Consider the following 12116-nt stretch of genomic DNA (forward strand, 5'->3'; position numbering starts at 1 on the left):
AGATCCTCTACGCCATGTTCGACTCGGGGTACCGGCCGGACCGCGGCTACGTGAAGTGCTCCCGGGTCGTCGGTGACGTGATGGGTCAGTTCCACCCGCACGGCGACTCGGCAATCTACGACGCGCTGGTCCGGATGGCGCAGCCCTGGTCGCTGCGCTACCCGCTGGTCGACGGCAACGGCAACTTCGGCTCGCCGGGCAATGATCCGGCTGCGGCGATGCGCTACACCGAGTGCAAGCTCGACCCGCTGGCCATGGAGATGCTGCGGGACATCGACGAGGACACCGTCGACCTGCAGGACAACTACGACGGCCGGGCCAAGGAGCCCACCATCCTGCCGTCCCGGATCCCCAACCTGCTGATCAACGGCTCCGAGGGCATCGCGGTCGGCATGGCCACCAAGATCCCGCCGCACAACCTGCGCGAGATCGGCGCGGCCGTGCAGTGGTGCCTGGAGCACCCGGAGGCGGACGAGGCCACCACCCTTGAGGCGCTGCTGGAGATCGTCAAGGGCCCGGACTTCCCGACCCACGGCCTGATCGTCGGCCAGGCCGGCATCCAGGACGCGTACCGGACCGGGCGCGGCTCGATCCGGATGCGCGCGGTGGTCGAGGTCGAGGAGGACAAGCGCGGCCGGCCGGCGCTGGTGGTCAGCGAGCTGCCGTACCAGGTCAACCCGGACAACCTCGCCGAGCGGATCGCCGAGCTGATCAAGGAGGGCAAGCTCGGCGGCATCGCCGACATCCGGGACGAGTCCTCCGGCCGTACCGGTATGCGGATCGTGCTGGTCCTCAAGCGCGACGCGGTCGCCAAGGTGGTGCTGAACAACCTCTACAAGCACACCCAGCTCCAGGAGACCTTCGGCGCCAACATGCTGGCCCTGGTCGACGGCGTGCCCCGCACGCTCAACCTGGCCCAGTTCATCCGCTACTACGTCGAGCACCAGATCGAGGTCATCCGCCGGCGGACCGCGTTCCGGCTCCGCAAGGCCGAGGAGCGGGCGCACATCCTGCGCGGTCTGACCAAGGCGCTCGACGCGCTCGACGAGGTGATCGCCCTGATCCGGCGTTCACCCACGGTCGAGGACGCCCGCCAGGGCCTGATCCGGCTGCTGGAGATCGACGAGGTCCAGGCGACCGCGATCCTGGACATGCAGCTGCGCCGGCTGGCCGCCCTGGAACGGCAGCGGATCCTCGACGACCTGGCCAAGCTCGAACTGGAGATCGCCGACCTCAAGGACATCCTCGCCAAGCCGGAGCGGCAGCGGAAGATCGTCTCCGAGGAGCTGGGCGAGATCGTCGCGAAGTGGGGCGACGACCGGCGCACCAAGATCATCCCGTTCGACGGCGAGGTCTCGATGGAGGACCTCATCGCCCGCGAGGACGTCGTCGTCACCATCACCCGCACCGGGTACGCCAAGCGCACCAAGGTCGACCTCTACCGCTCCCAGCGGCGCGGCGGCAAGGGCGTCAGCGGCGCCACGCTCCGGCAGGACGACATTGTCAGCCACTTCTTCGTATGCTCGACGCACGACTGGATCCTGTTCTTCACCAACAAGGGACGGGTATACCGGGCGAAGGCGTACGAGCTTCCGGAAGCCAGTAGGGTGGCCAAGGGCCAGCACGTGGCCAACCTGCTCGCCTTCCAAGCGGACGAGCAGATCGCGCAGATCATCGAAATCCCGAATTACCAGGTGGCCCCCTACCTGGTACTGGCCACGAAGAACGGCCTGGTGAAGAAGACGCGGCTCGAGGAGTTCGACTCCAACCGTTCCGGCGGCATCATCGCGATCAATCTGCGCGATGAGGACGAGCTGGTCGGTGCTGCCCTGGTGAGCCCGGACGACGACCTCCTGCTGGTGTCCAAGAACGCCCAGGCCATCCGCTTCAACGCCACCGACGAGGCGCTGCGCCCGATGGGACGTGCCACTTCCGGCGTCATCGGCATGCGCTTCAGCGAGGACGATGTTCTCCTTGCCATGGAGGTCGTCCGCGAGGGCATGGAGATGGACGTGCTGGTCGCAACGAATGGCGGATACGCGAAACGTACCCCGATCGAGGAATACCCGGTCCAGGGCCGGGGAGGTAAGGGCGTGCTGACTGCGAAGATCACCGAGCGACGCGGTGGCCTGGTCGGCGCGGTGGTGATCAGCCCGGACGACGAGTTGTTCGCCATCACCAGCAACGGTGGCGTCATCCGGACTCCGGTGAAGCCTGTACGCCGTACGCGGGACCGGAACACAATGGGGGTCAAGCTGATGGACCTCCCGGACGGCGTGACTATCGTGGCGATTGCTCGCAATGCCGACGAGCCTGACGAACAGGACTAGTTGATGACGGAGACACAGGCGAAGTCGGGGAACAAGGGGACCTCGGCCAACCCGGTCGACGAGGAGACCGCCAAGAGCGGTACACCAGCGACCGGCCGCGCGGCCGTGGGCCGGGCCACGGTCCCCGCCGATGCGCCTGCCCCGAAGTTCACCCGGGCCCCCGGCATGGCTCCGCCGCCGGACAAGCCCGCGGAGGACTCGGGAACGGGCGACCAGACCGAGCAGGTCGACGCCCCGACCTCCGTCGGGGGTCCGGCCGCCGCCACGGCCAAGCCCGCCGTCACGACGACACAGCCGATCAAGACCACGGGTACGGCCAGGCCGTCCACCGGCACGACCGGCACCCAGCCGCGCGTCGGCGCCGGCATGGGCACCGCGGCGAAGCCCTCGCCGGACGGCGCCCGTCCCGGCGCCCCCGGCCGCCCGGCCAACGGCGGGGGCCTCCCGCCGGGCATCAGCGGCGCCGCCGCCGTCGGTGCCGCCCGGGTCGGTGAGGCGGTACGCGCCGCGCGTAGCTCGATCAGTTCGGCCGCGTCGCGCGGGCCGCGCCGGGCCCGGCTGAACCTCAAGCGGATCGACCCGTGGTCCGTGATGAAGTTCGCGTTCGCGGTCTCGGTGGTGCTCTTCATCGTGGTGGTCGTCGCGACCTCGGTGCTCTACCTGGCCCTGGACGCGATGGGCGTGTTCAAGAGCGTCAACGCCAGCCTGACCGATCTGGTCAACGCCGGCAGCCAGGGCGGCGGCGGGTTCCGGATCACCGCCAAGGGCGTCATCCTCAGCTCCGCGTTGATCGGTCTGGTGAACGTCGTGCTGTTCACCGCGCTCGCCACCCTCGGCGCGTTCGTCTACAACGTCTGCGCCGATCTGGTCGGCGGGATCGAGCTGACCCTCGCCGAGCGGGACTGAACGACCGACGCCGGGGCGCCGCGAAAAGCGGTCGCCCCGGCGTCGCGTACGTGGGTAGATTCGAGCCAGTACGGGCGAGAGCCGCCACGGACCCCCGATTTGGGTACGGCGGCGGCGATGGGTTAACCTTGCTCGTCGCTACGCGGGGCTATAGCTCAGTCGGTTAGAGCGCAGAGCTGATAACTCTGAGGTCGCTGGTTCGATTCCAGCTAGCCCCACCGCACACCGTCGGACGGTAGCCGAGCGCGAGGGGTCGCCCCATGTTCAAGAAGCTCCTGATCCTGGCCGGCGTCGTCGGCGTGGCCGCCCTGGTGGCCAAGAAGGTGAAGGCCTCGAACGACGAGCGCGCCCTGTGGCACGAGGCGACCACCGCTCCCGACCTGCGCTGACCGTCCCTCCGACTGCCAGCACCGGGCGGCTCCGCCCGCCTCGGGGCCCTAGCTCAACTGGCAGAGCACTGCCTTTGCAAGGCAGGGGTTAGGGGTTCAAGTCCCCTGGGCTCCACCAGCACTTCCCTTGGTTGATCTCGATTCCGGGCACAGCCAAGCGTCACGCCGTCCCCTCCTCGCCCAGCACGCGATCGATGGCCGAGACAGCCTGATGAGCCCCGCGGGCAGGACGTGCCCAGAGGAGTCGGCTGTCATCCGGATCGTGGGGCACCCGAGCAGCTCCATTGCCGTGCGTAGCTCCTCGCCCTGGCCAAGGCCGCACGAGGGGATCCGCTCAATCAGCTGGTTGCTCCGGTTCACCCCAGAACTGCACCGAAACGACACATCCGGTCTTAGCATCTACAGCGACCACTTCGCGCACTCTCGCCGTTGCTCCTGGTGCGGCACCTGCTGCCGAGGCGGCCAGATCCAACTCACCCGTGACGGTCTTCTGCAGCGACTCGCACCGCACCTCAGGGGCGAGCTGTGGCCGGTTCACCGGCTCCCCGCTGAGGCACCCGAGCCCCAAGACTGCCAGCGCTGCGACGAGCCGAGGGTTTGTCGTCCTGCGAGGCGACAGGGGGCGGGCCGGCGCACTCAGATCGATGACGGGCATAGGGCAAGTTATCCGATGGCAGCTAACGGGCTCGTACCGGCGCGGGCCATCCACGGGCCCGTAACCGTGGGCGGCTCAGCCTTGGTAGAGGTCGATGTAGTTCCTGCTCGGGTCGATCAGGCACGATGACCTGTCCGGCGACAACGGCGTTACCGGTGGCCCCGCGTATCGGGTGGTGGGCGGCAGGCTAGCGTCGGGACGTGAGCACCGGATCCCCGCGCGTCCTGTCGGCCGACATCGGCATCGCCGAAGCCGCCTCCGTCCTGCGTGCCGGCGGGCTGGTCGCCTTCCCCACCGAGACGGTCTACGGGCTGGGCGCGAACGCGCTCGACGCGGAGGCTGCGGCCCGGATCTTCGCGGCGAAGGCCCGGCCCAGCTTCGACCCGCTCATCAGCCACCTGGCCGACGCCGCCGACCTGCCCGGCCTGGTCGGCGAGGTGCCGCCGGCGGTCGCCGCGCTGGTCGAACGGTTCTGGCCCGGACCGCTCACGCTGATCGTGGACCGGCCGGCGGCGATCCCGCCGATCGTCACGTCCGGACTGGACACCATGGCGGTCCGGGTCCCGGACGAGCCGGCCGCGCGGGCGCTGATCGCCGCTGCCGGGGTGCCGGTCGCCGCGCCCAGCGCCAACCGGTTCGGGCAGCTCAGCCCGACCCGGGCCGAGCACGTGGTGGCCGGGCTGGGCGACGCCGTGGACGTGGTGCTCGACGGAGGGCCCACCCGGTGCGGCATCGAGTCGACGATCGTGGACGCCCGAGGCGAGCGGCCGGTGGTGCTCCGGCTGGGTGCGCTGCCGGTGGAGGCGCTGGTCGAGGCGGTCGGGCCGGTCGAGGTACGACCGGGCAGCTCCGGCCAGCCGGTGGCGCCCGGGACCTTGGCCGCGCACTACGCCCCGCGTACGCCACTGCGGTTGGAGACGGCCGGACCGGCGCCCGGCGACGGCGGCCGGCGCGGGTTCCTGGCCTTCCGGGAGCGCCCGGCGGACGGCAAATGGGCGGCGGTGGAGGTGCTGTCGCCCGATGGCGACCTGACCGTGGCGGCCGCGCGGCTCTTCGACGCCCTGCACCGGCTCGACGCGGCCGGGGTGACCGAGATCGTCGCGGAACCGGTTCCCGAGGTCGGGGTGGGCCGCGCGATCAACGACCGGTTGCGGCGGGCCGCCGCCACCTGGCACTGACCGCCCACCTGCGCCGGTCAGGTCTCCTGGTGGGTGACCTCCAGGTTGACGTAGCGGGGTTCCGTTTTGGCCAGCCGCCGCATCCGCTCGGCGTACGCGGGTCTCGGATTGCCGGCATGGTGGCCGCCGGCGCGGGTAGGAGGTACGGGTATCAACCCCCCGAAAGTGAGGTGTGTGCCCAATGCCGACCGCACGCGACATCATGACCAGCAACGTGAGCTGTGTCCGCGAACAGGACGACCTCCGTACCGCCGCCCGACAGATGGCTGAGCTCGGGGTGGGCTCGCTGCCGATCTGCGGTGTCGACAACCGCCTCCGGGGCATGCTGACCGATCGGGACATCGTGGTGAAGGTGCTCGCCCAGGGCCGCGACCCGGGCAGCGTGACCGCGGGTGAGCTGGCCCAGGGCGAGGCGGTGACCATCGGCGCGGACGACGACGCGGCCGAGATCCTGCGGACCATGGGGCAGCACAAGGTACGCCGGCTGCCGGTGATCGACGGGCGCGAGCTCGTCGGGATCGTGGCCGTCGCCGACGTGGCCCGGTCGCTGCCGGAACGCCCGGTGGGCGATCTCATCGAGGCCATCTCCGAGCGCGCCTGACCCGGCCCCCCGAGCGCCGCCCCCGCACCGGCCCTGCCGGCGAGGGCGGCGCTCGCCGTCCGGGGCGAGTCGGCCCGCCTTGCGGCGACCCGGGCCGTCACCGCTCCGGGACACCACGACCTGCCGCAATCCGCGGCGGCCCCGCAATCCGCGGCGGCCCCGCAATCCGCGGTGGCCCGGCGGGCCGGTCAGGCCGGCGTTGCTCATGAGCCGTGCGGGCGGACACCGTGCTGCGGCAGGCGGTCGACCAGCCGGGTGAGTGCGGCGTTGGCGAAGGTGGCGCCGAGCGCGGAGCCGGTGGCGATGGTCCAGCCCACCGGGCCGAGCGGGGTGCAGCCGAAGAACTGGCTCACCCCGGGGGTCTGTACCACCGCCACCAGCACGCCGATCGAGGCGGCGGTGGAGGCCAGCACGGTCGGGCTGGTGCCGCCGGCCAGCACGGTCTGGCCGAGCTGGGTACCGACCAGCGAGGCGAGGGCGACCGTGCCGGCCCGGCGCTGACGCCCGGTGTACCGGGCGAGCGTCCAGCCGGCGGTGGCGCCCAGCGTGGTGGCCCCGGCCCGCAGCGCGATCTCCCGGGTCATCGTCTCGCCGAGGGAGGTGTCCGGTCCCTCCCGCAGCAGGTGGTCGGCGCGGTCGGAGGCGGGCGGGCGGACCGCGATGGCCAGTGCCGGCGCCAGGTCGGTGAGCAGGTTGACCAGGAGCAGTTGCCGGCCGGTGAGCGCGGACCGGCCGGTGGCGCCGGCGGTCAGCACGCTGAACGCGATCTCGCCGAGGTTGCCGCCGACCAGGATGCTCAGCGCGTGGCGGACCGAGGACCACATCGCCCGCCCCTCGACCAGGGTGGCGATGATCGTCTCGAGCCGGTCGTCGGTGACCACCAGGTCGGCGGCGGCCCGGGCCGCCGGAGTGCCTCGCTGGCCGAGCGCGATGCCCACGTCGGCCAGCCGGATGGCTGGGGCGTCGTTGGCGCCGTCGCCGGTCATCGCCACCGTCCGGCCGTGCCGCTGGAGTGCCTGGATGATGCGGACCTTGTGCGCCGGGGTGCACCGGGCCACCACGTCGGTGGCGGTCAGCCGCTCGGCGAGGGCCTCGTCGTCGAGCCGGTCCAGGTCGGTCGCGGTGACCACCCGCTGCGCGCCGTGGTCGGGGCTGATCTTCGCGGCGATCGCCTCGGCGGTGGCCGGATGATCCCCGGTGATCATGATGGTGTGCACGCCGGCCTGCCGGATCCGGTGGACCGCGGGCGCGGCGCTCTCCCGTACCCCATCGGCGAGGGCCAGGAAGCCGACGAAGATCAGCCCTTCGACCTGCTCGTCGGTGACCGACTCGGTGCCGATCCGGCACTCGGCCACGGCGAGGATTCGGTGCCCGGCCCGGGCCCGGTCGGCGAGCATCGCGTGCAGCGCGGCCCGTCCGGCGTCGTCCAACGGCCGATCGCCCTGGACGGTGCGCCGAGCCGTGCAGCGGGGCAGCACCGACTCGGGCGCGCCCTTGACGCTGAGCAGCAGCCCCTCGGTGTCCCGCCCGACGGTGGAGTGGTAGCCCCGGGACGGCTCGAAGGGCAGCCCGCCCACCGCCGTCCAGTCGGCCGCGCCGGTCTGCTCCACCACTGCGGCGGTGCCCGCGCCCCGGCGTACCGCGCGGTCGGTGTGCTGGGGCAGCTCGTCGGGGTCGGCCGCCGCCGGGGTGGCCCGCAGCGCGGTGGCCAGGATCAGCCGCAGCGGCTCGTCCAGCCGGTCCGGCGGGGCGTACCGGTCGTCGCCGGAACCCACCCCGGCCAGCAGCAGCTTGCCCTCGGTGAGGGTGCCGGTCTTGTCGAAACAGAGCACGTCGACCCGGCCCAGCGCCTCGATGGTCCGGGGATTGCGGACCAGTGCACCGTGCTCGGCCAGCCGCCGCGCCGCCGCCAGTTGTGCGGCGCTGACCAGGAACGGCAGTCCCTCCGGCACCGAGGCCACGGCCAGGTTCGCGGCGGTCGCCGCCGTCTCCGCCAGGGGTACGCCCCGGAGCAGTCCCGCCCCGGCCACCGCGATCGCCGAGCCGGCCGCCAGTGGCACGGCCGCACTGGTCAGCTTCCCGAGCCGTGCCTCCACCCCGCTGGCCGGCGGAGCCTGCCGGGCCAGGGCGAGACTCCGCCCCGCCTCGGTCTCCTCCCCGGTCGCCACCACCACGGCGGTGCCGTGGCCGGCGGCGACGGTGGTGCCCTCGTACAACATCGAGTGCCGTTCGGCGACGGCTGCCGCCACCACCGGCTCAGGCGCCTTGGCCACCGGTAGTGACTCGCCGGTCAACGAGGACTCGTCGGCCTCCAGCCCGTCCGAGGTGAGGGTCCGGCAGTCGGCCGGGATCGCGTCGCCGGGGCCCACCATCACCACGTCCCCGGCCACCAGGTCCTCGGCGGGCAGCACCTGCTCGACGCCGTCGCGCAGCACCCGCGCGGTGACCGCCGAGCGGGAGAGCAGCTCGGCCAGGGACCGCTCGGTGTTGCGCTGGTGCACCGCCCCGATCAGCGCGGACCCGCCCACCACCCCGCCGACCAGGGCCGCGTCGACCAGTGAGCCGAACGCGGCGGAGAGCACCGCGCCGGCGGCGAGCACCGGGGTGAGCGGGTTCGACAGCTCCGCCACGAACGCCCGGAGCAGCCCCGTCGGGCCGCCGTGCTCGCCGGTCGCCTCGCGCCGGCGGCGGGCGGCCTCATCGGTGGTCAATCCGTCCTGGTCGGTGCCGAGCTGGTCGAGCACGGTCGGCACCGGCATCAGGTGCCAGGCGGTCAGCGCGGGCACCGGGGTACGGGTCCGGTCCGGCAGCCGGTGGGCGCGCCAGACGCCATGGGCGAAGGCGAGCGCGGCGGTGCCGTTCACCGCGCTGAGGGTCCGGCCGGGAAGCTGCTGCGGGTCGGCGGTGAACGCGCCCAGCGCGGCCAGGCCGCTGCCGGCCATGGCGAGCCGGATGTTCTGGCCGGTCATCCGGCGGGCCATCCCGGTCGCGTCGATCAGCAGCGCGGCGATCCGCAGGTCGTCGCCGACCAGCAGGTGCGCGCCCCAGGGTGGGAGGTCGTCCGGGGCGGAGACGCCGACCCCGCAGTCGGCGGCGCCGAGCGCGGCCCGGTCACCGGAGACCACCATGACCACCGCGCCCTCGCGTTGCAGGGCGCGTACCGAGTCGGCGAGGTGGGGGCCGCCGGGCAGCAGGGCGTCGGCGAAGCCGTACCGGCCGTCGTCGTCGCCGGCCACCACGAGCCGCAGTCCAGCCTGGCGGGTGGCGGTCGGCAGCGCGTCCACGCCGGGCGCGGGCTCCGGTTCCACCCGCAGTACGGCGGCGAGTCGGCCGCCGTCCGCCAGGCCGAGCAGGTGCCCGGCGTCCTCCCGGAGCCGCCGGCTGTCCTCGGTGTCGCCGGGGCTCTCGGCGTCGATCCGGTCCAGCGGCCCGAGCCGCCAGCCGTCGGCCTGCCATACTCCGTCGGGGTCGGCCGGGTCGAACAGGGCGAACGCCCGGGCGGCGACCTGCCCGGTGTCCGCGCCGGGCAGCGGTGCCAGGTCGGCCAGCACCCCCCGGTCCGAGCCGAGCACCCGGCTGTCCAGCAGCACCGTGTCGATCCGGTCCAGCTCGCGCAGCACGCTGCGGTCCATGGCGATCACGCCGCGCCGGGCCAGTATCCGGCCGAGCTGGGCGGCGTACCCCTCGCGTCCGCTTCCGGGTGCCTTGGGCAGCGCGGAGAGGGCCACCGACGCGGCCCGCTTCGGGCCGGCCACCGGCACCGCCGCGGCACCGGCCGTCGCGCCGGCGGCGAGCGCGCGGGAGACGTACCGCTCGGCGGGGCCGTCCGGCACCGGGCAGGGCCGTTCCCCCTTGGGTGCCCGGGCGACGGCCCGCTCCGGGGTGCCGGTCAGCCTCGGTTCGCTCTTGGACCAGGCGGCGAGCTGGGCTCGTGCCTCGCCCCACTGCACCATCCGCTGCGCGCCGTCGAGGACGATGCCGGACCAGCCACCGGTGAGGCCCTGCACGACCGCCTCCGCGAGCGGGAAGAGCACGTCCGCGCGAGGGTCGGCGCGCACACCCCGATCGGCCAGCGCGTGCAGCTTCGGGTGCAGGTCGATCGCGGTGAGGAAGCCGGCCACCTCCCCGGGGACCGGGGTGAACGGCAGGATCCGGGTGGCTGCCGAGATGGTCAGGCCGAGCGCGTCCGAGACCAGCCCGCCCAGGGTGCGGGGCGTCCGCGGGCCCTCCTCGGGCGGGTGCGGTGGCGGGATCTCTGGATTCGGTTCGTGCGGGCAGACCCGCTCGGTGCGGGCGACGGTGGCGATCAGGTCGCGCAGCTTGGGCCGGGGCTCCTCGACCGCGACGATCACCCGGCCGGAGGGCGCGTTGACCCGGGCCCAGGCCACCCCGGGCATCCGTTCCAGCGCCTCCTCGACCTGCCGGGCCAGCCGGTCCCCGCCGTTCTGGCAGACGCCGTGCACCTCGATGTGGTGCCGGCCGTCCCGGGTCCAGACCCGTCGCCGGGTCAGCCCAGCGAGCCGGGCCAGCCGGCCCGCTGCGGCGCCCGCGCTCCCGGCCGCCTCGCCGAGCGAGCGGGGGGCGGCGTCCGAAGCCGCAGAGGCCGCCTCCGGTACGGCGGTGGCGACGGTACGGACGACCCGCGCGACGACGTCCGGCAAGGTGGCCGGCGACCGCAGGAGCCCGGCGTACCGGCCCAGCGAGGTCATCGAGTCGTATGGCCGAGCAGCCGGCCCCGCTCCCCGCTGCATCCGTCGCCGCGGAGACGCGCCGGGCTGAAGTCGTCGTAGCCGTACGCCATCGTCGCCTCCCGCGTTCCGTCCGGCGGCCCGACTTCCCGGCGCGGCGTCCGTTATGCCCCCTGGCCAGGGGAATTTCCCCGGTGGCCCGGGCATGGACCAGGCCGCCCGTGGAATGCCGCTCAGACGTCGATGTGGTCGTCGGAACCGGGGAGGCAGGAATGAGCACCCTGACGCGGCACCTCAGTGGGGGGCGCGAGTCGATGAAGGCGTACGGCCGGCGGGTGGACATCCCGATACTCGGCGAGGTGGCGGTGCCCACGCCGGACAAGGTGGCCTACTACGCGGGGCTGGGCGTACTCGCCGCGCTCCAGGTGATCGAGTGGCCGATCGCCCTGGTGATCACCGCCGGGCACCTGCTGGCCGACCAGCACCTGTCCGGTGTGGTGAAGGGCGTCGGCGAGTCGCTCGAGTCGGCCTGACGAGACGGGGCTCACCGTTGACCTCAATCCGGGTTGAGGAACGATGCTTGAGCCCATGTCGACCGCCACCGCCGCGCCGGCGGCCCCACCCGCGCACCTCTTCGTCCCGTCTCTGCGGGCGATGACCGTGGGCAGTGTCGCCCTGGTCTCGCTACTTGCTTTCGAGGCCCTCGCGGTCGGCACCGCGATGCCCACGGTCGCCCGCAGCCTGGACGGGCTGGCGCTGTACGCGTTCGCCTTCGCCGGCCCGTTCGCCTCCGGCGTGGTGGCGATGGTGCTCTCCGGGATCTGGTGCGACGCCCGGGGACCACGCGGCCCGATGTGGCACGGGGTGGCCTGGTTCGTGGCCGGGCTCGCGGTGGCCGGCATCGCCCCGACGATGGGGGTGCTGGTCGTCGGCCGGGTGGTGCAGGGCTTCGGCTCCGGGCTGCTCTCCGTCGCGCTGTACGTGATCGTCGGTCAGGCGTACCCGGAGGAGTTGCGGCGGCGGATCTTCGCCGCGTTCGCGGCGGCCTGGGTGGTGCCGTCGCTGGTCGGCCCGGCGGTGGCCGGCCTGATCGTGGAGCACCTGGGCTGGCGCTGGGTCTTCCTCGCGGTGCCGGTGGTGGCGGTGCCGGCGGCGCTGCTCATCCAGCCCGGGCTGCGTTCGCTGGGCTGCGACAACTCCAGCTCGGCTGGCGGCCATGATTCGGCCTCCGCGCCGCTAGGCGGCGCTCCGGGCCGAATGAAGGCCGGTCTGACGCCGCGCCGCGACCTGGAGCCGTCGGCGACCCGGGGCGCGCTACCGGCCGGCGCGGTGGCCCGGACCGGTTGGGCCTGCGGGGCGGGCGCGAGCG

8 protein-coding genes and 2 tRNA genes are annotated in these 12116 nt (G+C 73.2%); 9 read left to right on the plus strand and 1 reads right to left on the minus strand.

The window, feature by feature from the left end; all coding sequences use genetic code 11:
• The 7 genes from gyrA to ONA70_RS29315 form a co-directional block, all read left to right on the plus strand.
• The coding region (gene gyrA, locus ONA70_RS29285; RefSeq protein WP_265009725.1) for a DNA gyrase subunit A at nucleotides 1-2330 on the plus strand (2330 nt) is incomplete at its 5' end.
• Nucleotides 2331-2333: 3 nt separating this feature from the next.
• A complete protein-coding gene (locus tag ONA70_RS29290; protein ID WP_265009726.1) occupies nucleotides 2334-3236 on the plus strand; it encodes a DUF3566 domain-containing protein in 903 nt (300 codons plus the stop codon).
• 144 nt (nucleotides 3237-3380) lie between these two features.
• Nucleotides 3381-3454, plus strand: a tRNA-Ile gene (locus ONA70_RS29295).
• A 42-nt stretch (nucleotides 3455-3496) separates the two neighbouring features.
• Complete coding sequence (locus tag ONA70_RS29300) at nucleotides 3497-3625, plus strand: DLW-39 family protein (RefSeq protein ID WP_265009727.1); 129 nt, start codon at nucleotides 3497-3499, stop codon at nucleotides 3623-3625.
• A 42-nt stretch (nucleotides 3626-3667) separates the two neighbouring features.
• Nucleotides 3668-3743: transfer RNA gene (locus ONA70_RS29305), tRNA-Ala, on the plus strand.
• 761 nt (nucleotides 3744-4504) lie between these two features.
• Entirely contained in the window at nucleotides 4505-5458 is a 954-nt protein-coding gene (locus ONA70_RS29310) for an L-threonylcarbamoyladenylate synthase (protein WP_265009732.1), read from the plus strand.
• Between the two features lie 181 nt (nucleotides 5459-5639).
• Complete coding sequence (locus ONA70_RS29315; RefSeq protein ID WP_265009728.1) at nucleotides 5640-6059, plus strand: CBS domain-containing protein; 420 nt, start codon at nucleotides 5640-5642, stop codon at nucleotides 6057-6059.
• Nucleotides 6060-6262: 203 nt separating this feature from the next.
• Here ONA70_RS29315 and ONA70_RS29320 read toward each other — a convergent pair whose 3' ends face one another.
• Nucleotides 6263-10768 (minus strand): cation-translocating P-type ATPase, encoded by a 4506-nt coding sequence (locus ONA70_RS29320; protein WP_265009729.1) that lies wholly within the window; start codon nucleotides 10766-10768, stop codon nucleotides 6263-6265.
• A 251-nt stretch (nucleotides 10769-11019) separates the two neighbouring features.
• On the opposite strand from ONA70_RS29320, the gene ONA70_RS29325 reads away from it, so the two are divergent.
• A complete protein-coding gene (locus ONA70_RS29325; RefSeq protein WP_265009730.1) occupies nucleotides 11020-11280 on the plus strand; it encodes a hypothetical protein in 261 nt (86 codons plus the stop codon).
• Between the two features lie 55 nt (nucleotides 11281-11335).
• On the plus strand, nucleotides 11336-12116 hold a 781-nt coding region (locus tag ONA70_RS29330), incomplete at its 3' end, for an MFS transporter (protein WP_265009731.1).

Origin of the sequence: Micromonospora yasonensis (genome assembly GCF_026013475.1) — a bacterium.
GTDB lineage: Bacteria > Actinomycetota > Actinomycetes > Mycobacteriales > Micromonosporaceae > Micromonospora > Micromonospora yasonensis.

Excerpts from the sequence above, each read along its gene's own strand:
- ONA70_RS29320 (WP_265009729.1), bottom strand. The coding sequence starts at position 10,768 with ATGACCTCGCTGGGCCGGTACGCCGGGCTCCTGCGGTCGCCGGCCACC.
- ONA70_RS29300 (WP_265009727.1), top strand. The coding sequence starts at position 3,497 with ATGTTCAAGAAGCTCCTGATCCTGGCCGGCGTCGTCGGCGTGGCCGCC.
- ONA70_RS29315 (WP_265009728.1), top strand. The coding sequence starts at position 5,640 with ATGCCGACCGCACGCGACATCATGACCAGCAACGTGAGCTGTGTCCGC.
- ONA70_RS29290 (WP_265009726.1), top strand. The coding sequence starts at position 2,334 with ATGACGGAGACACAGGCGAAGTCGGGGAACAAGGGGACCTCGGCCAAC.
- ONA70_RS29325 (WP_265009730.1), top strand. The coding sequence starts at position 11,020 with ATGAGCACCCTGACGCGGCACCTCAGTGGGGGGCGCGAGTCGATGAAG.